This is a genomic window from Streptomyces sp. CS113, assembly GCF_002188365.1.
Classification (GTDB): domain Bacteria; phylum Actinomycetota; class Actinomycetes; order Streptomycetales; family Streptomycetaceae; genus Streptomyces; species Streptomyces tendae.
Window position 1 is genome coordinate 5,249,689 of sequence record NZ_KZ195574.1, and the last position, 22,413, is coordinate 5,272,101.

The window sequence follows — 22,413 nt, forward strand, 5'->3', positions numbered from 1 at the left end:
CGTTTAGGGGTCGGCTGAATCAAGGGTGGTTGAACCGATATTGGGCGGGGCCTACGGGCCCCGCCCTTCTTACAGCCGGCCTGCTGCTTTGAGTTCCAGGTAGGCGTCTGCGAGTGCTGGAGGAAGTTCGTCCGGGGTCGCGTCGACGACCGTCACGCCGTGCCGGCGTAGTTGGTCGGCGATGTGGCGGCGCTCCGACTGGGCCTGTGCGGCCGCCGCGGCCTCGTAGACGGCGTCCGTGTGGCCGCGGGCTTGGGCCATCCGTGAGACGTGCGGGTCGGACACCGAGGCCACGAGAACCGTGTGGCGCTGGGTCAGCTGTGGCAGGACGGGGAGCAGTCCCTCTTCGATCGGGGCGGCGTCGAGCGTCGTGAACAGCACGATCAGGGAGCGGCGGGGAGCCGACCGGAGCGTGGTCGCCGCAAGACCGCGCGCGTCTGTTTCCACCAGCTCCGGTTCCACGGTGGCCATGGCGTTGACCAGGGACGGAAGGACGTCACCAGCGGTGCGGCCCTGGAGCAGGGCGCGTACGCGGCGGTCGTAGGCGAGGAGGTCGACGCGGTCGCCCGCGCGGGAGGCCAGCGCGGCCAGGAGCAGGGCGGCGTCCATGGCGGCGTCTAGGCGAGGGGCGTCTCCCACGCGGCCGGCCGAGGTACGGCCGGTGTCGAGGACGAGCAGGATGTGCCGGTCGCGCTCGGGGCGCCAGGTGCGTACGGCGACGGTGGAGTGGCGGGCTGTCGCGCGCCAGTCGATGGAGCGGGTGTCGTCGCCGGGGACGTACTCGCGCAGGCTGTCGAACTCCGTGCCCTCGCCGCGGGTGAGGACGCTGGTGCGGCCGTCGAGTTCGCGGAGCCGGGACAGCTTGGAGGGGAGGTGCTTGCGGCTGGTGAACGGAGGGAGGACGCGTACCGTCCAGGGGACCCGGTGGGTGCCCTGGCGGGTGAGGAGGCCCAGGGGGCCGTAGGACCGGATCGTGACGCGGTCCGCGTGGCGGTCGCCGCGGCGGGTGGGGCGCAGGCGCGTGGTCACGCGGCGGCGTTCCCCGGCGGGCACGGTCAGGCTGTGGCGGGAGGCCGCGGTCTCGGTGCCGGGCTGCCAGCTGCTGGGCGGCCAGGCGTCGCGCAGGCGGGCACGGAGCGGGCGGCCCGACGGGTTGGTGACCGTCAGGGTGACGTCGGCGGTCTCGCCCAGGCGGGCGGAGGCGTCGCCGGAGCGGGTCAGGCCGAGGCGCCGTACGGGGGCGGCCAGGGCGAAGTCGCAGGCGCAGGCGACGGCCAGCGGTGCGTTGACCGCGAGGATGCCCGTCCAGCTCGGGTCCCAGACGCCGACGGGGACGGAGGCCAGGGCCGCGATGAGCGCGGCGCGTCCGGTGAGAGCCATCAGCGGGGAACGGGGACGTGGGCGAGGATCGCGTTGATGACCGAGTCCGCGGTGACGCCCTCCATCTCGGCCTCCGGGCGCAGTTGGACGCGGTGGCGGAGGGTGGGCAGGGCCAGGGCCTTCACGTCGTCGGGCGTGACGTAGTCGCGGCCGGTGAGCCAGGCCCACGCGCGGGAGGTCGACAGCAGGGCCGTGGCTCCGCGTGGGGAGACGCCGAGGGTGAGGGACGGCGACGCACGGGTGGCGCGGCAGATGTCGACGACGTAGGCGGTGATCTCCGGGGAGACGGTCGTCTTGGCGGCCTCCGCGCGGGCGGCCTCCAGGTCGGCGGCGTTCGCGGCGGGGCGTACGCCGGCGGCGCGCAGGTCGCGCGGGTTGAAGCCGGCCGCGTGGCGGGTGAGGACGTCGATCTCGTCCTGGCGGGTGGGGAGCGGGACGGTGAGCTTGAGGAGGAAGCGGTCGAGCTGGGCTTCCGGGAGCGGATAGGTGCCCTCGTACTCGACCGGGTTCTGGGTGGCCGCGACGAGGAAGGGCTCGGGGAGCGGGCGGGGCGTGCCGTCCACCGTGACCTGGCGTTCCTCCATGGCTTCGAGGAGGGACGACTGGGTCTTCGGGGGCGTGCGGTTGATCTCGTCGGCGAGGAGGAGGTTGGTGAAGACCGGGCCGGGCTGGAAGGAGAACTCGGTGGTGCGGGCGTCGTAGACCAGGGAGCCGGTGACGTCGCTCGGCATCAGGTCGGGGGTGAACTGGACGCGTTTGGTGTCGAGTTCGGTGGCCGCGGCGAGGGTGCGGACGAGGAGGGTCTTGGCGACTCCGGGGACGCCTTCGAGGAGGACGTGGCCGCGGCAGAGCAGGGCTACGACGAGACCGGTGACGGCGGCGTCCTGGCCGACCACGGCCTTGGCGATCTCGGCGCGCAGGGCTTCGAGGGCGGCGCGGGCGTTGCCCGGGGCCGCGCTCTGCCCGGCGTTGTCAGTGGTCGGGTCCATCATGGACGGCGTACCTCTCTTTCGAGGGCGTCGAGTTGGTCGGCGAGTGCGATGAGGGCCGCGTCGTCGCCGGGCGGCGGGCCGAAGAGGAGGGTGTGCAGGGTCTGTCCGTCGCCGGGTGCGCCGTGGAGATGGGCAGCCAGGGCGGGCAGCAGGGACTCGGGTGTGTGCGCCTGGGTGACGGGGACGCCTACGAGAGGGGCGAGGCGGGTGCGGGTGGCGGAGCGAAGAGCGGTGGCGGCGCGGTCGCGGGCGTTCGCCTTGCGGTAGAGGCGGGCGCGGCCTTCGACGGTTTCGGAGGCGCGGATCGCGACGGGGAGTTTCTCGGGCACCAGGGGGCCGAGTCGGCGTGCCCGCCACAGGGCGGCGAGGGTGGCGGCGATGAAGAGCTGAAGGGTGCCCCAGAGCCAGCCGGACGGGAGCAGGTCGAAGAAGCTGCGTTCGTCGTCCGGGTCCGGGAGGTCGGAGAGGGAGGGGAGGTACCAGACCAGGTGGTCGCGGGAGCCGAGGAGTTGGAGGGCGAGCGAGGCGTTGCCGTGCTCGTCGAGGTGGTTGTTGAAGAGGATGTCGCGGGCGCCGAGGACGACGGTGTCTCCCGGGGTGCCCTCCGCGGGCGCCGTCGTGGACGGTTCGGGGACGCGCAGGAGGGTGGCCAGGCGCCGGCTGGGGTAGCAGGCGTCGGCTTCGAGGTGGGTGCTGTAGCGGATGCCTCCCGTGTCTGCGGTGCCCGCGCGCCGTGCGGCGGGCAGGTCGCAGGCGGGGGCCAGCGTCGAGTCGAGGCTGAGCGCGGGGTCGGCGGTGACGCCGGGAACGAGGCGTTCGACGGCAGCGCCGCCGGGGGCGACCAGGACGGTGCGGCCACCGGAGCCGGACATCGCCGAGTGCAGTCCCGTCTGCTGGCGTTCCGTCAGGAGGTCGGGCACGGCCACCAGCAGGGTGGTGTCCGGGCCGGCCGCGGCCCGCGCCTCGTCCAGGGTGGTGACCACGCGCGTGGAGACCCCCCGGTCGGCGAGGAGTTCGGCGACGGCGCGGCTGCCGTAGGGATCGGCGGAGCGCGGGTCGAGTTCTCCGTGCCGGGCGTCGGAGCGGACGACCGCGATGGCGACGGCGCCGACGAGCAGCAGGACGAGGGCGAGCGCGATGCCCCGCGCGCGGGTCCACAGTTGGCGGGCGGTGGGCGAGGCCGCGGTGGTGGGGAGCGTGGCCTCGGTGGTCATTCGGCGGCTCCCCGGCGGGTGTCCCGGTCCGCGTTCCCCGTGGGGCTGCCGGCCGTGCTGCTCGCCAGGTGCGGCTTGCTGCGGTCCAGGTCGTGGTCGAGTTCGGTGAGGCGTCGGTACGACTCCTCGCTGCCGGGCCGGCCGCCGTACGCGACGTCGTCGAAGTCCCGGGCGGCGGTGCGCAGCCGGTCCCGGTGCGCGGGTAGGGCGAGGCCCGCCTCGGTGGCCGCCTCGTCGGCGGTGCGGCCGGGGCGGATGTCGAGCAGGGCGCGTTCCTCGAGGGCGCGGACGACGGCCCGCATGCGTTCCTGGACGGCCTGGCTCCAGTGTCCCTGGGCGGCGTGTGCCTGGGCGGCGGCGCGGTGGTCGGCGGCGCTGCGGGGGCGGTCGTCGAAGAGGGCGGGGGCGGAGACGGCACTGCGGCGGGGGGTGCCCAGGCGCCACCAGAGGGCGCCCAGCACCGCCACGACGGCCAGGATGACGACGACCAGGCCGAGCGTCCCGCCGGGAGTCGCGGTGGACGCCGTGCTGAACAGCTCTCCGATCCAGTCCCAGAAGGCGTTCAGGGCCCGCTGGAACCAGCTGGGGTCGTTCTCGTGGTACATGCCTTTGGACAGTTCTCGCCGCGCTGCCTCCCGCGCGGGGTCGCGCGGGATCGTCACCGGCGGTTCGTCGCCGGAGCGCGACACCGTTCGTAGGGCGGCGCGTGACAGCACCTCGGTGACGGCTCCCCCCGCCGGACTCACCCCGTCAGCTCCCCGGGACGGCGCCGGAGCCGCTGGAGCCCTGGGCGCCGGCGGCTCGGGACAGTTCGAGGTCGAGGGCCTCGCGGCGGATGCGCTGGTCGATGTACAGCAGTACGGTCACGCCCGCCGTGATCGGGAAGGTGATCATGGAGCCGATCACCGAGCCGATGCCGCTGACGACGAGGAACGTCCAGCCGAGGTCGCCGGTGCCGTCCAGGAAGCCGCCGACGCCGTCGCCGCCGAGGGTCGCGGCGAGGAAGGCGAAGGGGATCACGATGATCGACGCGACGACGTTGGCGATGACCGTGGCGAGCAGCTGGATGCCGAAGACGCGCCACCAGGAGCCGCGCACCAGCTTCACCGAGCGGCCCATCGCCTTCTTGATGCCCTGCTTCTCCAGCATGAGCGCGGGGGACGCCAGGGAGAAGCGGACCATGAGCCAGATCGCGACGACACCGCCCGCCAGGAAGCCCAGGGCGGTCAGGGCGACCCCGGCCTCGCCGCCCGCGGTGGCGGTGACGAGGAGACCGGGTGTCATACCGGCCGTCACGAGTCCGGCGACGATGAGCAGCAGCAGGAGGATCAGCCCGAACAGCTTCAGCACCTGGGGGCGGGCGTCGCGCCAGGCCTCGCCGGTGGTCACGGGCCTGCCGAGTACGGCGCGGCTGGTGACGGTGGTGAGCAGGGCCGTGGCCAGCACGGTGCCGATCAGGGAGATCAGGAAGACGACGCCGGAGTTGATCGTGGTCTCGGCGAGCGCGTCGCCGAGTTCGCTCAGGGTGGCGTCGGGGTCGTTGAGGGCCTCGGCGCCGGAGTCGTCCAGGACCAGGCCCTGGAGCAGTACGACGACGATCTCCGTGAGGATGGCGACGGTCAGGGAGATACCGAGGACGGTGCGCCAGTAGGTGCGCATGGTGGAGACGGCGCCGTCGAGGATCTCGCCCACACCGAGCGGGCGGAGCGGGATCACGCCGGGCTTGGCCGCGGGCGGGGGACCGCCCCAGCCGCCTCCCCAGCCGCCGGGGCCACCGGGGGCGCCGTAGCCTCCGTAGCCCCCGCGCGGGCCGCCGTAGCCTCCGTAGCCGCCTCCGGGAGGTCCGGGGGGCGGTGTGCCCCAGCCCGGGCCCGGTGGCGGCGGAGGCGGGGCCTGGCCCTGGTCCGCGGGGCCGGTGGGCGCGGACCACTGGGCCGGGGGCGGCTGCTCCTTGGACCACTTCGTGCCGGGGCTCGTCGGTTCCGCACCCGGCCGGTCCGCGGGCGGCGCGGGCTGATCGGGGCCGGCGGGGCGGTCGGCGGGTCCGGCGGGGCCGGACGCGCCGGGCTCGTGCCCGTCGGACGGGGCGGATCCGGGCGAAGCCCAGCCCGGAGTGTCGTTCATCGTGGCTCCTTCACGGTGCCCGCGCGGGGTCGCGGCGGCAGGTTGGCAGCCATCGTGCCATGGGGGCGTCGGGTGCGGACCGGGCGCGGTAGGGGCTCGGCACCTTCAATTGTCCGACGTACAGGGGGCAGACTGACCGCATGGCTGATCAGGGCGCGCGAAACGGCGAGGACAAGCGGCCGACCGGGATACCGGTCCTCCGTTGGGAGGAACCCCCCGAGGGCCCGGTGCTGGTGCTGCTCGACCAGACCAGGCTGCCGGCCGAGGAGATCGAGCTGGTGTGCACGGATCCGGCCGCGCTGGTGGAGGCGATCCGCTCGCTCGCCGTGCGCGGGGCACCGCTGCTGGGCATCGCGGGCGCCTACGGGATCGCGCTCGCCGCCGTGCGCGGCTTCGAGGTCGAGGAGGCCGCGGCGGCGCTGGCGGGGGCCCGGCCCACCGCCGTGAACCTCGCCGTCGGAGTGCGGCGGGCGCAGGGCGCCCACCAGGAGGCGCTCGCCAGGACCGGTGACACCCGGCAGGCGGCCGCGGCGGCGCTGGCCGCGGCGCGGGCGCTGCACCGGGAGGATGCCGAGGCCAGCGCCCGGATGGCCGCGCACGGGCTGGCGCTGCTCGACGAGCTGCTGCCCGCCGGGGGGCACCGCGTCCTCACGCACTGCAACACCGGTTCGCTGGTGTCGGGCGGTGAGGGGACCGCCTTCGCGGTGGCGCTCGCGGCGCACCGGTCGGGGCGGCTGCGGCGCCTGTGGGTGGACGAAACGCGTCCCTTGCTGCAAGGTGCTCGCCTGACGGCATACGAGGCGGCCCGCAACGACATGGCGTACACCTTGCTCACCGACAACGCGGCGGGTTCGCTGTTCGCGGCGGGTGAGGTGGACGCGGTGCTGATCGGCGCGGACCGCATCGCGGCCGACGGTTCGGTGGCGAACAAGGTGGGGAGCTATCCGCTCGCGGTGCTCGCGCGCTACCACCATGTGCCGTTCATCGTGGTGGCGCCGGTCACGACGGTGGATCCGGACACGCCGGACGGGGCGTCCATCGAAGTGGAGCAGCGCCCCGGATATGAGGTGACCGAGGTCACAGCACCCCAGGTGCCGGTGGCTGGAGCGGGAGGCGGGATTCCGGTGGCACCCCTGGGGACCCAGGCGTACAACCCGGCGTTCGATGTGACTCCGCCCGAATTGGTGACGGCGATCGTCACCGAGGAGGGCGTGGTTTCGCCCGTGACGGCCGAGGCCCTGGCCGTGCTGTGTGCCAGGTCACGCCAGGTAACGATTAGCTAATGGGATGATGTCGTTTATGAAGGGACGAGTCCTTGTCGTCGACGACGACACCGCACTGGCCGAGATGCTCGGCATTGTGCTGCGTGGTGAGGGTTTTGAGCCATCTTTCGTAGCCGACGGCGACAAGGCGCTGGCCGCCTTCCGGGAGACCAAGCCCGACCTGGTACTGCTCGACCTGATGCTGCCCGGCCGGGACGGCATCGAGGTGTGCCGCCTGATCAGGGCGGAGTCGGGTGTGCCGATCGTGATGCTGACGGCGAAGAGTGACACCGTCGACGTCGTGGTGGGCCTGGAGTCGGGCGCCGACGACTACATCGTGAAGCCGTTCAAGCCGAAGGAGCTGGTGGCCCGCATCAGGGCACGCCTGCGGCGGTCGGAGGAGCCGGCGCCGGAACAGCTCGCCATAGGCGACCTGGTCATCGACGTGGCCGGTCACTCTGTGAAGCGGGACGGGCAGTCGATCGCGCTGACCCCGCTGGAGTTCGACCTGCTGGTGGCGCTGGCCCGCAAGCCGTGGCAGGTGTTCACGCGCGAGGTGCTCCTCGAGCAGGTCTGGGGCTACCGGCACGCCGCCGACACCCGCCTGGTCAACGTGCACGTCCAGCGGCTGCGCTCCAAGGTCGAGAAGGACCCGGAGAAGCCGGAGATCGTGGTGACCGTCCGCGGCGTCGGCTACAAGGCCGGACCGAGCTGACATGGCCAGGGACAGTGCCGCTTCGGCGCCCGGGTCCGGGGCCCGCGCCGGACGGCCTGTCGGCCACCGGAGCGCCGGCTCCCGCCTCTTCGGCCGGGTGCTGGAGGGCGGGCTGCTGCACGGCGGGGTGCAGGGCAGCCCGGTGCTCCGACTGTTCATGCGCTGGGTGCGCCGTCCGCTGCTGCCGGTCATGCGGCTATGGCGGCGCAACATCCAGCTCAAGGTCGTCGCCACCACCCTGCTGATGTCGCTGGGCGTGGTGCTGCTGCTCGGTTTCGTGGTGATCGGGCAGGTCCGCAACGGGCTGCTGGACGCCAAGGTCAAGGCCTCCCAGAGCCAGGCCACCGGTGGTTTCACGGCGGCCAAGCAGAAGGCCGAGGAGGCGGCGAGCACCAACGGCGACGACGGCGCCCCCGCGGACGGGCGTCCCTCGCAGAACGTCATCCAGTGGATGAGCGAGCTGGTGAAATCGCTCTCCAGCGGCGGCCAGAGCGCCTTCGACGTGGTCACCCTCCCCATGGGCGGGGAGAGCGGCAGCGGACGCGGTCCGCGTGCCTCCGGATCGGTCGACTGGGCGGTCAGCGTCCCCGAGGACCTGCGGCAGCGGATCGACGGCGACACCGCGGCCGCCCAGAGCTACACCCGGATCGTCTACAACTCCGACCAGGCGTCCCAGCCCGGACTGGTCATCGGCAAGCAGGTCAACGACCCGAACGGCGAGCCGTACCAGCTGTACTACCTCTTCCCGCTCACCCAGGAGGAGAAGTCCCTCAGCCTGGTCAGGGGCACCCTGGCGACGGCCGGGCTCTTCGTCGTCGTGCTGCTGGGGGCCATCGCCTGGCTTGTGGTGCGCCAGGTCGTCACGCCCGTACGGATGGCGGCGAGCATCGCCGAGCGGCTGTCGGCCGGGCGGCTCCAGGAACGGATGAAGGTCACCGGCGAGGACGACATCGCCCGGCTCGGCGAGGCCTTCAACAAGATGGCGCAGAACCTCCAGCTCAAGATCAGCCAGCTGGAGGACCTGTCCCGGATGCAGCGGCGGTTCGTCTCCGACGTGTCGCACGAACTGCGCACTCCCCTGACCACCGTGCGGATGGCGGCCGACGTCATCCACGACGCGCGCGTGGACTTCGATCCGGTGACCGCGCGGTCGGCGGAACTGCTCGCCGACCAGCTGGACCGGTTCGAGACGCTGCTGGCCGACCTGCTGGAGATCAGCCGCTTCGACGCGGGCGCCGCGGCGCTGGAGGCGGAGCCGATAGACCTCAGGGAGGTCGTACGGCGCGTCGTCAGCGGTGCGGAGCCGCTCGCCGAGCGCAAGGGCACGGAGATACGCGTCGCCGGCGACCAGCAGCCCGTCGTCGCCGAGGCGGACGCCCGGCGCGTGGAACGCGTGCTGCGCAACCTCGTCGTCAACGCCGTCGAGCACGGCGAGGGCCGGGACGTCGTCGTCAAGCTCGCCGCGGCCGGGGGCGCGGTCGCCGTCGCGGTGCGCGACTACGGCGTCGGACTCAAGCCGGGCGAGGCCACCCGGGTCTTCAGCCGCTTCTGGCGGGCCGACCCGGCACGCGCGCGTACCACCGGCGGTACGGGGCTGGGCCTGTCGATCGCCCTGGAGGACGCGCGGCTGCACGGCGGCTGGCTGCAAGCCTGGGGGGAGCCCGGTGGCGGCTCGCAGTTCCGGCTGACGCTGCCCAGGACCGCGGACGAGCCGCTCAGGGGTTCGCCGATACCGCTGGAGCCGACGGACTCGCGCCGCAACCGCGGGCTCAACGACGCGGGCCTCGCCGATCCGGCGGTGGCCCACGGCACGGACCGGTCGGTCGGCGTTCCGGCGCAGGTGTCGGCCGGGCAGGCCGCCGCGGTGTCCGCGCGGGGGCCGATAACACCCCGGCAGGCCACGGTGGCCCCCACGGCCGATCCGACGGCACTGCCGGGCAACGGCGCGCGCGTGGTGCCCCGGCCCGTGTCGGGCGCCCGGAGACAGGACGGCGGGCCGGCACCGCAGGCGGCGGACCGCCCGGACGCCGGTCCTGAGGACTCGAGCAGGCAAGGGGAGGCATCTCGTGGGCGCTGACCGCGGGAGGGGCGGTCGGCGCGGGCCGGTCCGCGTGGTGGCGTACGCCGTCGGGGGTGTCGTACTGCTGGCCGGATGTGCGGCCATGCCCGACAGCGGGGACCTCCGGGGTGTGGAGTCCACGCCCCGGCAGGACCCGCAGGTACGGGTGTTCGCGATGCCGCCGCAGGAGGACGCTCCGCCCTCCGACATCGTGCAGGGCTTCCTGGAGGCGCTGACCAGCGACGACCCGCACTACGAGACGGCGCGCAAGTACCTGACCGGTGACGCCGCGAAGAACTGGCGGCCGGACGAGTCGGCGACGGTGCTGGCGGGCGGGCCCGGAACGGAGTCCGACCACTCGGGCAACCGCGAGGACGCCAACGACTACTCGATGACCCTGACCGGCACCAGGGTGGCGACGGTGGACGCGCAGCAGTCCTACGCGCCGGCCGACGGCGCGTACCGCGAGTCGGTGCACCTCAGCCGGGACGGCAAGACCAAGCAGTGGCGCATCGACGTGCTGCCGCAGGGCGTCGTCATGGGCAAGTCCGACTTCCAGCGCAACTACATGTCGGTCAACCGGTACTACTTCGCCTCGAACACCGCGGTGCGCGCGGCCGCCGAGAACGAACCGGTCCGGGAGCCGGCCGCCGTCGCCGATCCCGTCTACGTGCGCCGGCGCGTGGATCCGATGACCCAGGTGGTGCGTTCCCTGCTGAGCGGGCCGACGAGCCTGCTGGGCCCCGTGGTCAGGTCCAGCTTCCCGACCGGGACGGCGCTGGCGAAGAACGCCGGCGCGCTGGCGCCCGACGACCGCAGCAAGCTGACCGTGCCGCTGAACGACAAGGCGGCCCGGGCCGGCGCGGAAAAGTGCGACGAGATGGCCGCGCAGCTCCTCTTCACATTGCAGAACCTCACCCCGGCGGTGGAGGAGGTCGAGCTGCGTTCGGGCGGTGAGAAGCTGTGCTCGCTCTCCGAGGACCGGGCCGAGACGGTGGCGACGCGCGGCTCGGGACAGCGGCCCGACTACCTGTACTTCGTCGACGAGAAGGACCGGCTGGTGCGGATCGCCGCCGGCAGCAACGGGACCCGGGCCGAACCCGTGCCCGGCCCGCTGGGCGAGGGCAACCGTGCCCTGCGGTCGGTGGCGGTCGCGCGCGACGAGCACAGCGCGGCCGGGATCGGTCTCGACAACAAGTCGCTGTACGTCGGTTCGCTGGTATCGGGCGGTTCGCTCGGCGACCCCGTGCTGAGCAGCCAGGGCAAGTCGGAGACGGACCGGCTGACCCCGCCCAGCTGGGACACGCAGGGCGACCTGTGGATCGCCGACCGCAACCCGGCCGATCCGCGGCTGCTGCTGCTGGAGGACGGCGCGGGCGATCCGGTGGAGGTGCGCACGCCGGGCCTCGACGGGCGCGTCCAGGCCGTGCGGGTGGCCGCCGACGGGGTGCGGATCGCGCTGGTCGTGGAGAAGGACGACAAGCGGTCGCTGCTCATCGGACGGATCGAACGGGACGGGAAGGCCGGCGAGCCGCCCGCGGTCACCGTGCTGGAACTGCGCTCCGCGACGCCCGAGCTGGAGGAGGTCACGGCCATGTCCTGGGCGGGCGACGCCCGGCTCGTGGTGGTCGGGCGCGAGCGCGGAGGCGTGCAGCAGATCGGCTACGTCCAGGTCGACGGCTCGACGCCGGAGGCATCGGTGCCCGCGGCGCTGACCGGCGTCAAGGAGATCGCCGCGACCGAGGACGAGCGGCTGCCGCTGGTGGCGTACTCGGAGGACCTCATCGTGCGGCTGCCGTCCGGGCTCCAGTGGCAGAAGGTGACGGAGGGGACCGCGCCGGTCTATCCGGGGTGAGGCGTCCGGCCCTGCCGTGACCGACCGGGTTTTCCACAGGAGGCGGGCCAGGTTTTCCACAGGCCTGGCAGGGCTCCGCACACGTGGGCACAGTGGTGGCCATGCGGGGATTGCGGACAGTGCGGGAATGGTGGACGGACCTCACGGACCTGGTGCTGCCGGCCGAGTGCGGCGGCTGCGGCAGGGCACGCGAGGTGCTGTGCCCCCGGTGCCGTACGGCGTTGAGCGGTGACCCGCCGTGCCGGGTGCGTCCGCATCCGGAGCCGCCGGGCCTGCCTCCGGTGCACGCGGCCGCGCCGTACGCGGACGAGGTGCGGGCGGCGCTGCTGGCCCACAAGGAACGGGGCGTGCTGGCCCTCGCGGGCCCGCTCGGCGCGGCACTGGCGGGAGCGGTGCGGGCGGGGCTCCGGGAGACGTGGACGGTCACGGGCGGAGCGGGTGCCTCCGACGTGGGCGGCATACGACGCGTGCCGGAGCCGGGGCCGGGTCCGGTGCTGCTGGTGCCCGTGCCGTCGGCACGGGGCGCGGTGCGGACGCGCGGGCACGACCCGGCGCGGCGGATCGCCCTCGTCGCGGCGGGCGAACTGCGGCGCACCGGGGTGTCGGCCCGGGTGACGGCGGTGCTGCGACAGCGGTACGCCGTGGCCGACCAGTCGGGCCTCGACGCGCGTCGGCGGCTGGCCAACCTCGCGGGCGCGCTGGCGGTGGCGCCGGGCGGTGGCGGGCTGCTGCGCGGCGGGCCGGTCGTCCTGGTCGACGACCTGATGACGACGGGGGCGTCGCTGGCCGAGGCGGCGCGGGCGGTGCGCGCGGCGCGGACCACCGCCGTTGAGTCGGGGACCGGGCCCGGCACGTACGGGACGGCGAGATCGGCTGTGTATCCGGCGGCGGCAGGGGAAGGCAGAGAGGAACGGAAGACCGGGCCCCGAATGGCGGGTCCGCATGGAGGCGGTGGCGTGATCAGTGAGGCGATCCGCGCGGCAGTGGTCGCGGCTTCACCGGATTCCTTCGAAATAAACCGGAACTGACTGGGAACTTACGTCGTTGCAGGTAATGAGCGAGTCAATTCACCGGAACGGAGGTACGCCGCGGTAGAGGGTGACGACATCCGTCCGGGCGAGATATGTTCGGTTGTGAGGCAAAGCCGCAGGCCACACCTCTCAAATCCGAATGCCGTGCTGCGGGTTTCATCGTCATCACCCGCACCGGTGGAGTGGAGATCCCGCCCGCGGGGGAGGAGGTGGACGTCACCGAGTCCGAGGTTTCGGGATGGACCGGAACCTGGTGCGAAAGGGAGATGCTCCGCCGTCGAAGCGGAGCGATCCGGGAACGGAGTTCTGCGTGGACATCGTCGTCAAGGGCCGCAAGACCGAGGTGCCCGAGCGGTTCCGGAAGCACGTGGCCGAGAAGCTGAAGCTGGAGAAGATCCAGAAGCTCGATGGCAAGGTGATCAGCCTCGACGTCGAGGTGTCCAAGGAGCCGAACCCCCGGCAGGCGGACCGCTGTGACCGAGTGGAGATCACGCTCCGCTCCCGCGGTCCGGTGATCCGGGCGGAGGCGGCGGCGAGCGACCCCTACGCGGCGCTCGACCTGGCGGCGGAGAAGCTCGGCGCACGGCTGCGCAAGCAGCACGACAAGCGCTTCTCGCGCCGCGGCGCACGTCGGATCTCGGCGGCCGAGGTCGCCGACCACGTACCCGGCGCGGCGACGCTCAACGGGAACGGCGACGTCGTCCCGACGGAGAAGCAGGACGGCGTACCCACCAAGAAGATCGGCTCGCTGGAGGTCCAGGGCGACGGCCCGCTCGTCGTCCGGGAGAAGACCCACGTGGCCGCACCGATGTCCCTCGACCAGGCGCTCTACGAGATGGAGCTGGTCGGGCACGACTTCTACCTGTTCGTCGATTCCGAGACGAAGGAGCCCAGCGTCGTCTACCGGCGGCACGCCTACGACTACGGCGTGATCCACCTGACCACGGACACGATGGTCACCCAGGCGCATGCCCCCGACGCGGGGGACGCGCTCGGCGGCTGACCCGCCCCGCCGGGTGACGGACGCCGGTGCCCCTGGAGCGCGTGTGCGCCCCCAGGGGCACCGGCGTGCGACGGTGCGCGAGGGTGTGCGACCCCAACGCTGCCCGTTCGGTCACCCCGCTGTCGGCCGGGCATGGAATCATGGCGGCAACGGCCCAACCGGTGGGTTGTTGCTCTGGGTTGGCGATGGCTCAGGACCACGTGCCACAGCCTTCAGGGGGAGGAACGATGGCGGACAGTTTCGGACCGATGCGGGGCGCGGGCGTCGACCACGGGATCGACGACGGGGCATCCGGCATGGGCCCGGACGCGGACGCGGGCTCCGCACGCGAGGAGCCGATCAGGGTGCTGGTCGTGGACGACCACGCCCTCTTCCGCCGCGGCCTGGAGATCGTGCTGGCGGCCGAGGAGGACATCCAGGTCGTCGGAGAGGCCGGGGACGGCGCCGAGGCCGTGGAGAAGGCCGCCGATCTGCTGCCGGACATCATCCTGATGGATGTGCGGATGCCCAAGCGGGGCGGTATCGAGGCCTGCACCTCCATCAAGGAGGTGGCCCCCAGCGCAAAGATCATCATGCTGACGATCAGCGACGAGGAGGCCGACCTCTACGACGCGATCAAGGCGGGCGCCACCGGTTATCTCCTCAAGGAGATCTCGACGGACGAGGTGGCCACCGCCATTCGCGCGGTGGCCGACGGGCAGTCCCAGATCAGTCCCTCCATGGCGTCGAAACTGCTCACCGAGTTCAAGTCGATGATCCAGCGCACCGACGAACGGCGACTGGTGCCCGCGCCACGGCTCACGGACCGCGAGCTGGAGGTCCTCAAACTCGTCGCCACGGGAATGAACAACCGCGACATCGCGAAGGAACTGTTCATTTCCGAGAACACCGTGAAGAACCACGTGCGCAACATCCTGGAGAAGCTACAGCTGCACTCCAGGATGGAGGCCGTGGTGTACGCGATGCGGGAGAAGATCCTCGAGATCCGGTGAGCCGCGCCGCCGAGCCGGTGACGCACCGGTTCCCGGTCAGGCGAGCAGCCGGGCCAGCTCCCGGGTGAGGGGTTCGCGCAGCTCCGGTGTCCCGACCCGCTCCACCCGTACGTCCGTGCAGTCCACCCAGCTCGCCGCCTCGACCAGCGCCTGGGCCACCGCCGGGGCCGCCTTCGGGCCGTCCAGCGTGACCTGCTTGGCGACCAGGGTGCGCCCCTCGCGGGCCGGGTCCACCCGGCCGACGAGCCGGCCGCCCGCCAGGACCGGCATCGCGAAGTAGCCGTGGACCCGCTTCTGCTTGGGCACGTAGGCCTCCAGGCGATGGGTGAAGCCGAAGATCCGCTCCGTGCGCGCCCGCTCCCAGATGAGGGAGTCGAAGGGCGAGAGCAGCGTCGTGCGGTGACGGCCGCGCGGGGGAGTCTCCAGGGCCGCCGGGTCCGCCCAGGCCGGCCGGCCCCAGCCCTGCACCGTGACCGGCACCAGGCCCGAGTCGGCGATCACGGCGTCGACCTGCTCGGCCTTGAGACGGTGGTAGTCCGCGATGTCCGCGCGCGTCCCGACGCCCAGGGACTGCCCGGCCAGCCGGACCAGGCGGCGCAGGCACTCGGTGTCGTCCAGGTCGTCGTGGCGCAGGGCGGCCGGGACCGCGCGCTCGGCCAGGTCGTACACCCGCTTCCAGCCGCGGCGCTCCACGCACACCACCTCGCCGTACATGAGCGCGCGCTCGACGGCGACCTTCGTGCCCGACCAGTCCCACCACTCGCTGGTCTTCTTCGCGCCGCCCAGGTCCGTGGCGGTGAGGGGGCCCTCGGTGCGGAGCTGCTTGACGACGCGGTCGTAGTCGCCGTCGGGGAGGTGGTGGTTCCAGTGCGGGCGGTCGCGGAACGCGCGGCGGCGGAAGGCGAAGTGGGGCCACTCCTCGATGGGGAGGATGCAGGCGGCGTGGGACCAGTACTCGAAGGCGTGGGTGTCCGTCCAGTACGCGTCGTCCACGGTCCGGCGGCCGACCGCGCCCAGGCGGGCGTACGGGACGAGTTCGTGGGAGCGGGCGAGGACCGAGATGGTGTCGAGCTGCACCGCGCCCAGGTGACGGAGGACGCCGCGGACGCCCGCGCGGCGGTCGGGGGCGCCGAGGAAGCCCTGTGCGCGGAGGGCGAGGCGGCGGGCCTCGTCTGCGGACAGTTCCGTGGCGGGGGGCGGGAGGGTCGTCATACGTCCGCACGATAGGGGGTGGGTCTGACAGTGGGGTGGGATGCGGTGGTCGGGGGGCAGGGGCGGGTGGCAGTCGGTGCCCGGCGTGGGTGCGGGGCGCCGCGGCAGGTGCCGCTGCGCCCACCCGTGCCGCCCGGGGGTACCTCCCAGGCCGTCCAGGCACTGAGGAGGGGCGACTGCCCGCGACTGCCCAGCCACGCGGCTACGTCTGTGCCGGCAAGTAAGGGGACGTCGACGGGAGGGAGAGGTCCGAGGGGAGGAGGGAGCCGATCCAGGAGTCGCGGCGTACGCCCTTGTTGTTGACCGCGGAGCGCAACGTGCCCTCCATGGTGTAGCCCGCGCGTCGGGCCACCGCGCGGGAGGCCTCGTTGCCGACCTCGGCGCGCCACTCCAGGCGGTCGACGGCCCGCTCGGTGAAGGCCCAGCGGGAGACGGCGACGGCGGCCTCGGTGACGTAGCCCCGGCCGCGGTGCTCCTTGGTGCCCCAGAACCCGATCTCGCCGACGCCCAGGGAGATCATCGTGATGCCGAGCACCCCCACCAGGTCCCCTGCGGGGAGGAAGAGACCGAAGGTGAACATCGAGTCGTTCGCCCAGCCCTCGGGGACCATCTGCTCCGCGAAGCCCCGCGCGTGCTCCGGGAGGTAGGGGGAGGGGATCGTCGTCCAATGCTGGATGTCGGGGTCCTGGCAGGCGGCGTACACGGCGTCGATGTCCTGCGGGCCGACCGTGCGCAGGACGAGGCGGTCGGTGGTCAGAGTGACGGGTTCCATCGGCCGATTCTGCTCGGAGCCCGGTGGTGGTGCCAAGGTTTTACCGTCCGCGGACAACCCGTCACCCAGCGTGGGATTCGACGGATCGTGCGGCACCATCCGCGGGGCCCGGACGTTGAAAGGGGTGACAGCAGACAGGGATGCTGGATGGAAGGAGTGGACGGTCCCCGTTACAGCAGGCCTCCCGGCGCGCCGGGGTCCTCGCATACGATGGCCGTTGCCCGATCCGTCACAGGAAACCGACCGTCCCAGGCCCGACCGGCAAGGAGACCAACCCCCGTGTCCGTCCTCTCGAAGCTCATGCGTGCAGGCGAAGGCAAGATCCTGCGCAAGCTGCACCGCATCGCGGACCAGGTCAACTCCATCGAAGAGGACTTCGCTGACCTCTCCGACGCCGAGCTGCGGGCCCTCACCGACGAGTACAAGCAGCGCTACGCCGACGGTGAGAGCCTTGACGACCTGCTGCCCGAAGCCTTCGCCACCGTCCGCGAGGCCGCCAAGCGCGTGCTGGGCCAGCGCCACTACGACGTGCAGATCATGGGCGGCGCCGCCCTGCACATGGGATACGTCGCCGAGATGAAGACCGGTGAGGGCAAGACCCTCGTCGGCACGCTGCCCGCGTACCTCAACGCCCTGTCCGGCGAGGGCGTGCACATCGTCACGGTCAACGACTACCTGGCCGAGCGCGACTCCGAGATGATGGGCCGCGTCCACAAGTTCCTCGGCCTGAACGTCGGCTGCATCCTCGCCAACCAGACGCCGGCCCAGCGCCGCGAGATGTACGCCTGCGACATCACCTACGGCACGAACAACGAGTTCGGCTTCGACTACCTGCGCGACAACATGGCGTGGTCCAAGGACGAGCTCGTCCAGCGCGGTCACAACTTCGCCATCGTCGACGAGGTCGACTCCATCCTCGTCGACGAGGCCCGTACGCCGCTGATCATCTCCGGCCCGGCCGACCAGGCCACCAAGTGGTACGGCGACTTCGCCAAGCTGGTCACCCGCCTGAAGAAGGGCGAGGCCGGCAACACCCTCAAGGGCATCGAGGAGACCGGCGACTACGAGGTCGACGAGAAGAAGCGCACCGTCGCCATCCACGAGTCGGGCGTCGCCAAGGTCGAGGACTGGCTGGGCATCGACAACCTCTACGAGTCGGTGAACACCCCGCTGGTCGGCTACCTGAACAACGCCATCAAGGCGAAGGAACTGTTCAAGAAGGACAAGGACTACGTCGTCCTCGACGGCGAAGTCATGATCGTCGACGAGCACACCGGCCGTATCCTCGCCGGCCGCCGCTACAACGAGGGCATGCACCAGGCGATCGAGGCGAAGGAAGGGGTGGACATCAAGGACGAGAACCAGACGCTCGCCACGATCACCCTCCAGAACTTCTTCCGCCTCTACAAGCGCCACGACCACGACGGCAAGGAACAGCCCGGTCTGTCCGGCATGACCGGTACGGCGATGACCGAGGCCGCCGAGTTCCACCAGATCTACAAGCTCGGCGTGGTGCCCATCCCGACCAACCGCCCCATGGTGCGCAAGGACCAGTCCGACCTGATCTACCGCACCGAGGTCGCCAAGTTCGAGGCCGTCGTCGACGACATCGAGGAGAAGCACCGCAAGGGCCAGCCGATCCTCGTCGGCACCACCTCGGTCGAGAAGTCCGAGTACCTCTCGCAGCAGCTCAGCAAGCGCGGCGTCCAGCACGAGGTGCTCAACGCCAAGCAGCACGACCGGGAGGCGACGATCGTCGCCCAGGCGGGTCGCAAGGGCTCCGTGACGGTGGCCACGAACATGGCCGGCCGCGGTACGGACATCAAGCTCGGCGGCAACCCCGAGGACCTCGCCGAGGCGGAGCTGCGCCAGCGCGGCCTCGACCCCGAGGAGCACATCGAGGAGTGGGCCGCGGCCCTGCCCGCCGCGCTCGAGCGGGCCGAGCAGGCGGTCAAGGCCGAGTTCGAAGAGGTCAAGGAGCTGGGCGGCCTCTACGTCCTGGGCACCGAGCGGCACGAGTCGCGGCGCATCGACAACCAGCTGCGCGGTCGTTCCGGCCGTCAGGGCGACCCGGGCGAGTCCCGCTTCTACCTCTCCCTGGGCGACGACCTGATGCGGCTGTTCAAGGCCCAGATGGTCGAGCGCGTGATGTCCATGGCGAACGTGCCGGACGACGTGCCGATCGAGAACAAGATGGTCACGCGCGCGATCGCGTCCGCCCAGTCGCAGGTCGAGACGCAGAACTTCGAGACCCGTAAGAACGTCCTGAAGTACGACGAGGTCCTCAACCGCCAGCGTGAGGTCATCTACGGCGAGCGTCGCCGCGTTCTGGAGGGCGAGGACCTCCAGGAGCAGATCCAGCACTTCATGAACGACACGATCGACGCCTACGTGCAGGCGGAGACCGCCGAGGGCTTCCCGGAGGACTGGGACCTCGACCGGCTGTGGGGCGCCTTCAAGCAGCTCTACCCGGTGAAGGTCACCGTCGAGGAGCTGGAGGAGGCGGCCGGCGACCGGGCCGGCCTGACCGCCGACTACATCGCGGAGTCCATCAAGGACGACGTCATGGAGCAGTACGAGGCACGGGAGAAGCAGCTCGGCTCCGAGATCATGCGCGAGCTGGAGCGCCGGGTCGTGCTGTCGGTCCTGGACCGCAAGTGGCGCGAGCACCTCTACGAGATGGACTACCTCCAGGAGGGCATCGGCCTGCGCGCGATGGCGCAGAAGGACCCGCTGGTCGAGTACCAGCGCGAGGGCTTCGACATGTTCCAGGCCATGATGGAGGGCATCAAGGAGGAGTCCGTCGGCTACCTGTTCAACCTGGAGGTCCAGGTCGAGCAGCAGGTCGAGGAGGTCCCCGTCGAGGACGCGGCGCCGTCGCTCGACAAGGGCGTGCAGGACGCGGTCCCGGCCCAGGCGGGCGCCCGTCCGGAGATCCGGGCCAAGGGCCTCGACGCGCCGCAGCGCCGGGACCTGCATTTCTCCGCGCCGACCGTGGACGGCGAGGGCGGTGTCGTCGAGGGCGAGTTCACCGACGGCGAGCCCGCGCAGGGCCAGTCCGACGGGCTCACGCGCGCGGAGCGCCGCAAGCAGGCCAAGGGCGGGCGGCGCCGCAAGAAGTGACGGCGCGGCGCCCGTGCGTGGGCGCCGTGGAGGTGGGAAGGGCCGGTCACCTCGGGTGACCGGCCCTTCGGCCTGTTCCAAGACCGTGTTCCGGCAGGCCGGCCGCGGCGGACGGTCAGTCGTCGTCCGCACGCGTCCGTCGGGGGCCGCCCACCTCCACCGCCGTGCAGCGCCAGCGCAGGTCCCGGCCCTGCTCCAGGCGGAACGCCAGGGCACGCAGCCGGTCGCCCGCGCCGATGCGCGCGAAGACCTCCAGGGCGCCCGGCCGGGGCTCGAAGTAGCCGATGTCGCGGACGACGGGCGAGGTGCCGCGGGTGCGCAGCGGGCCGCGTTCGGCGAGGTGGGCCAGGTCGTCGTAGGCACGGCCGACGGTGTGGCGGAGCATCGAGTGGACGGGGCGCCGTCCGCTGAGGACGCCGAGCAGGAGCTCGGCGAAGTGGTCGGTGGGGCGCAGCTGCGGGACGGGCCGGCGAGGCGTCTGAGCGGGGACGACAGGCGCCGTGTAGGGCCGGACGGCCCGGCCAGGTCCCGCCGTGGGCGGGCGGGTGTCCGCCGGGCGCGTACGCGACCGCTGGGACCGGCCCGGAGCCCCTGGCGGCCGCCCCCCGGACGCCGCGGCCCGCCCCGCACGCTCCCCCGGCCTGCGGGGCGGCACACCACCGCTCGCCCGCGGCGGGGCCCCGCCGGGTTCGCCGGACGGCGTGGCTCCCGGGCCGTACGACGGAGCGGTTCCGGGGGCGTGGGGCGATGAGGCCACCGGGCCGTACGACAGCGCGGCCCCCGCGTCGTACGACGGTGTGGACGCCGGGGCGTAGGAGGACAGGGCGCCCGGGTCGGCGTGGGGCGGGGTGGTTCGCGGGCCGTGGGGCGGCTTCGGTGGGGTGGGAGGGAATACGGGGGCGGTGGGGCGGGGCTGGGTTCGGGTCATGACCTTGCGCATGGGGGTCCCCGTTTCGGCGGCCCGGGTGATACCGGGCGGTAACTTCGCGGTCGGGGATCTTGTACGGGGCGGAGGGGCGGCACGGCAAGACGCCGGTGGTCGGGTCGCGAGGGTCGGGAGGTTCACCTATCAGAGTGATGCGGGGGTGCGGAGAGGCCGGGACTGCGGAGTGGGGCGGGTGAATTCCGGGACCGGGGTGGACGCGTCGGAGGCCACGGGTGGGGACTCGAAAGGGGACACCCGCACGTATCCTGAAGGCTCTCCCCGGGTCGCCGAGAGCTCCGACGGCGCCCCCCCCCGGCGTCCCCGACCACGAAAGCGGCAGACTCATGCGCGTCTACGTCCCCCTGACCCTGTCCGGCCTCGCCGAGGCGCACCGGGCGGGGGAGCTGGGGACCGGACCGCTCGTCGCCTACGCCGTCACGCCCGCGCTGCGCGAGTGGTACCTGTCGGACGACATCGAGGAGCTGGAGTACGCCGCCCTCAACCGGGCCGCCCTGGCCTCGCTGCGGCTGCTGGCGGCCGATCCGGCCACGGCACGGCGCAGGGTCGTGGTCGCCGCCGACGTACCCGACGGCGCCGCCGCGGCCGGCCCCGACCGGGGGCTCGATCCGGCGGCGCTGGGCGAGGTGCGGGTCGCCGGGCCGCTGCCGCTGGCCAAGGCGGCCGCGGTGCACGTCGACTCCGCCGACGCGGAGGCCGACGTGAGCGCCGCGGCCGAGGCCCTCGCTGCGGCGGACGGCGGGGACGACGACGCCCGGTTCGTCGTGGACGGCGCGGAGGACCACGAGCTGCTCTGGTACGCGACGCAGGAGCTTCCGAACCTGGTGTGATCAGGCACGTCACCTCTCGATGTCCCGATTGTCAGTGGCGGCGGGTACGTTTTCGGGCATGGGGATGCAGACGGGCGCACACATCGTGTGGGACTGGAACGGCACGCTGTTCCACGACAACGACGCGATCATCGGGGCGACGAACGCGGCGTTCGCCGAGCTGGGGCTGGCGCCGATCACACTGGAGCGGTACCGGGCGCTGTACTGCGTGCCGGTGCCGAAGTTCTACGAGCGGCTGCTGGGCCGGCTGCCCACCGACGCCGAGTGGGCGGTCATGGACGCGACCTTCCAGCGCCACTACAGCGTGCACCGGAGCCGGTGCACGCTCGCGGACGGCGCCACGGAGCTGCTCGCCCGGTGGCGGTCGGCGGGGCGCAGCCAGTCGATCCTCAGCATGTACGGCCATGACGAGCTGGTGCCCCTGGTCAAGGGCCTCGGCATCGAGGCCCACTTCATACGCGTCGACGGACGGACCGGGCCGTCCGGGGGCAGCAAGGCCGAGCACATGGTGCGGCACCTCGCGCAGCTGGAGCTGTCCGGGGTGGCGCCCGCTCGCACGGTGGTGATCGGCGACGCCGCGGACGACGCGGTGGCGGCGCGCCACGTGGGTGCGGGGGCGGTGCTGTACACCGGGGGGTCGCACAGCCGGGCCAGCCTGGAGGGGGTCGGGGTGCCGGTGGTGGACACGCTCGGGGAGGCCGTGGCGGTGGCGGAGCGGCTGGCGGGATGACACACCGCCGTCCGGTGCGGGACTCCTGCCCGCCGCCCGTGCTGCACGCCGGTGCGGGGCCCGTGCCCGCCGCCCCTTCATAGCTGTGCGGAACGTCCAAGTTGTGGGCCCGGTTTTGTACACATGCGGCTCATGACGGGGAGCCCGTGGAGGGCGATAGCCTTGTGGGCGTGATC

The 22,413-nt window shown here is 72.5% G+C and carries 18 protein-coding genes; 10 read left to right on the plus strand and 8 right to left on the minus strand.

All coding sequences use genetic code 11. From position 1 onward, the window contains the following. Positions 1-69: 69 nt before the first annotated feature. The 5 genes from B9W62_RS23455 to B9W62_RS23475 are packed head-to-tail and all read right to left on the minus strand — an operon-like array spanning position 70 to position 5,710. A complete protein-coding gene (locus B9W62_RS23455; RefSeq protein ID WP_087809014.1) occupies positions 70-1,380 on the minus strand; it encodes a DUF58 domain-containing protein in 1,311 nt (436 codons plus the stop codon). Next, a complete protein-coding gene (locus B9W62_RS23460; protein WP_179235622.1) occupies positions 1,380-2,372 on the minus strand; it encodes an AAA family ATPase in 993 nt (330 codons plus the stop codon). The genes B9W62_RS23455 and B9W62_RS23460 overlap by 1 nt, the downstream gene beginning before the upstream one ends. Continuing rightward, complete coding sequence (locus tag B9W62_RS23465) at positions 2,369-3,586, minus strand: DUF4350 domain-containing protein (protein WP_179235623.1); 1,218 nt, start codon at positions 3,584-3,586, stop codon at positions 2,369-2,371. The genes B9W62_RS23460 and B9W62_RS23465 overlap by 4 nt, the downstream gene beginning before the upstream one ends. Continuing rightward, entirely contained in the window at positions 3,583-4,302 is a 720-nt protein-coding gene (locus B9W62_RS23470; protein WP_256976783.1) for a DUF4129 domain-containing protein, read from the minus strand. The genes B9W62_RS23465 and B9W62_RS23470 overlap by 4 nt, the downstream gene beginning before the upstream one ends. Positions 4,303-4,336: 34 nt before the next feature. Further along, complete coding sequence (locus B9W62_RS23475; RefSeq protein WP_087809017.1) at positions 4,337-5,710, minus strand: DUF7847 domain-containing protein; 1,374 nt, start codon at positions 5,708-5,710, stop codon at positions 4,337-4,339. Between the two features lie 140 nt (positions 5,711-5,850). Here B9W62_RS23475 and mtnA point away from each other — a divergent pair, with 140 nt between their 5' ends. The 7 genes from mtnA to B9W62_RS23510 all read left to right on the plus strand — a co-directional run bounded on the left by mtnA (position 5,851) and on the right by B9W62_RS23510 (position 14,627). Then, the gene (gene mtnA, locus B9W62_RS23480) at positions 5,851-6,993 is read left to right on the plus strand and encodes an S-methyl-5-thioribose-1-phosphate isomerase (RefSeq protein ID WP_087809018.1); all 1,143 of its coding nucleotides are present in this window, start codon (positions 5,851-5,853) and stop codon (positions 6,991-6,993) included. Between the two features lie 4 nt (positions 6,994-6,997). Further along, positions 6,998-7,687, plus strand: coding sequence for a two-component system response regulator MtrA (mtrA, locus tag B9W62_RS23485; protein ID WP_003975799.1), 690 nt, complete (start codon positions 6,998-7,000; stop codon positions 7,685-7,687). A gap of 1 nt (position 7,688) precedes the next feature. Then, positions 7,689-9,764, plus strand: coding sequence for a two-component system sensor histidine kinase MtrB (gene mtrB, locus B9W62_RS23490; RefSeq protein ID WP_087809019.1), 2,076 nt, complete (start codon positions 7,689-7,691; stop codon positions 9,762-9,764). After that, positions 9,754-11,601 (plus strand): LpqB family beta-propeller domain-containing protein, encoded by a 1,848-nt coding sequence (locus B9W62_RS23495; protein WP_087809020.1) that lies wholly within the window; start codon positions 9,754-9,756, stop codon positions 11,599-11,601. The genes mtrB and B9W62_RS23495 overlap by 11 nt, the downstream gene beginning before the upstream one ends. Before the next feature lie 101 nt (positions 11,602-11,702). Further along, a complete protein-coding gene (locus tag B9W62_RS23500) occupies positions 11,703-12,629 on the plus strand; it encodes a ComF family protein (protein WP_087809021.1) in 927 nt (308 codons plus the stop codon). 313 nt (positions 12,630-12,942) lie between these two features. Beyond that, entirely contained in the window at positions 12,943-13,635 is a 693-nt protein-coding gene (hpf, locus tag B9W62_RS23505) for a ribosome hibernation-promoting factor, HPF/YfiA family (protein WP_016326377.1), read from the plus strand. Positions 13,636-13,862: 227 nt separating this feature from the next. Then, on the plus strand, positions 13,863-14,627 hold the full coding sequence (locus B9W62_RS23510; protein WP_087809022.1) for a response regulator: 765 nt from the start codon (positions 13,863-13,865) through the stop codon (positions 14,625-14,627). A 36-nt stretch (positions 14,628-14,663) separates the two neighbouring features. Here the strand turns inward: B9W62_RS23510 and B9W62_RS23515 are convergent, their stop codons facing one another. Both B9W62_RS23515 and B9W62_RS23520 read right to left on the minus strand, forming a co-directional pair. Then, complete coding sequence (locus B9W62_RS23515; protein ID WP_087809023.1) at positions 14,664-15,839, minus strand: winged helix-turn-helix domain-containing protein; 1,176 nt, start codon at positions 15,837-15,839, stop codon at positions 14,664-14,666. A gap of 202 nt (positions 15,840-16,041) precedes the next feature. Next, positions 16,042-16,611 carry a GNAT family N-acetyltransferase gene (locus tag B9W62_RS23520; protein WP_087809024.1) on the minus strand — a complete coding sequence of 190 codons (570 nt, stop codon included), beginning with the start codon at positions 16,609-16,611 and terminating at the stop codon, positions 16,042-16,044. A 279-nt stretch (positions 16,612-16,890) separates the two neighbouring features. Here B9W62_RS23520 and secA point away from each other — a divergent pair, with 279 nt between their 5' ends. Further along, a complete protein-coding gene (gene secA, locus B9W62_RS23525) occupies positions 16,891-19,734 on the plus strand; it encodes a preprotein translocase subunit SecA (RefSeq protein ID WP_087809025.1) in 2,844 nt (947 codons plus the stop codon). A gap of 115 nt (positions 19,735-19,849) precedes the next feature. Here secA and B9W62_RS40275 read toward each other — a convergent pair whose 3' ends face one another. Beyond that, on the minus strand, positions 19,850-20,491 hold the full coding sequence (locus tag B9W62_RS40275) for an Rv3235 family protein (protein ID WP_256976784.1): 642 nt from the start codon (positions 20,489-20,491) through the stop codon (positions 19,850-19,852). Positions 20,492-21,003: 512 nt separating this feature from the next. On the opposite strand from B9W62_RS40275, the gene B9W62_RS23540 reads away from it, so the two are divergent. Both B9W62_RS23540 and B9W62_RS23545 read left to right on the plus strand, forming a co-directional pair. Further along, on the plus strand, positions 21,004-21,507 hold the full coding sequence (locus B9W62_RS23540) for a DUF6912 family protein (RefSeq protein WP_087809027.1): 504 nt from the start codon (positions 21,004-21,006) through the stop codon (positions 21,505-21,507). 58 nt (positions 21,508-21,565) lie between these two features. Next, complete coding sequence (locus B9W62_RS23545; protein ID WP_087809028.1) at positions 21,566-22,237, plus strand: HAD family hydrolase; 672 nt, start codon at positions 21,566-21,568, stop codon at positions 22,235-22,237. The last annotated feature ends 176 nt before the right edge of the window (positions 22,238-22,413 follow it).

Excerpts from the sequence above, each read along its gene's own strand:
- B9W62_RS23500 (WP_087809021.1), top strand. The coding sequence starts at position 11,703 with ATGCGGGGATTGCGGACAGTGCGGGAATGGTGGACGGACCTCACGGAC.
- mtrA (WP_003975799.1), top strand. The coding sequence starts at position 6,998 with ATGATGTCGTTTATGAAGGGACGAGTCCTTGTCGTCGACGACGACACC.
- B9W62_RS23455 (WP_087809014.1), bottom strand. The coding sequence starts at position 1,380 with ATGGCTCTCACCGGACGCGCCGCGCTCATCGCGGCCCTGGCCTCCGTC.
- B9W62_RS23515 (WP_087809023.1), bottom strand. The coding sequence starts at position 15,839 with ATGACGACCCTCCCGCCCCCCGCCACGGAACTGTCCGCAGACGAGGCC.
- B9W62_RS23510 (WP_087809022.1), top strand. The coding sequence starts at position 13,863 with ATGGCGGACAGTTTCGGACCGATGCGGGGCGCGGGCGTCGACCACGGG.
- B9W62_RS23460 (WP_179235622.1), bottom strand. The coding sequence starts at position 2,372 with ATGATGGACCCGACCACTGACAACGCCGGGCAGAGCGCGGCCCCGGGC.
- B9W62_RS23545 (WP_087809028.1), top strand. The coding sequence starts at position 21,566 with ATGGGGATGCAGACGGGCGCACACATCGTGTGGGACTGGAACGGCACG.
- mtrB (WP_087809019.1), top strand. The coding sequence starts at position 7,689 with ATGGCCAGGGACAGTGCCGCTTCGGCGCCCGGGTCCGGGGCCCGCGCC.
- B9W62_RS23520 (WP_087809024.1), bottom strand. The coding sequence starts at position 16,611 with ATGGAACCCGTCACTCTGACCACCGACCGCCTCGTCCTGCGCACGGTC.
- B9W62_RS23540 (WP_087809027.1), top strand. The coding sequence starts at position 21,004 with ATGCGCGTCTACGTCCCCCTGACCCTGTCCGGCCTCGCCGAGGCGCAC.
- mtnA (WP_087809018.1), top strand. The coding sequence starts at position 5,851 with ATGGCTGATCAGGGCGCGCGAAACGGCGAGGACAAGCGGCCGACCGGG.
- B9W62_RS23475 (WP_087809017.1), bottom strand. The coding sequence starts at position 5,710 with ATGAACGACACTCCGGGCTGGGCTTCGCCCGGATCCGCCCCGTCCGAC.
- B9W62_RS23465 (WP_179235623.1), bottom strand. The coding sequence starts at position 3,586 with ATGACCACCGAGGCCACGCTCCCCACCACCGCGGCCTCGCCCACCGCC.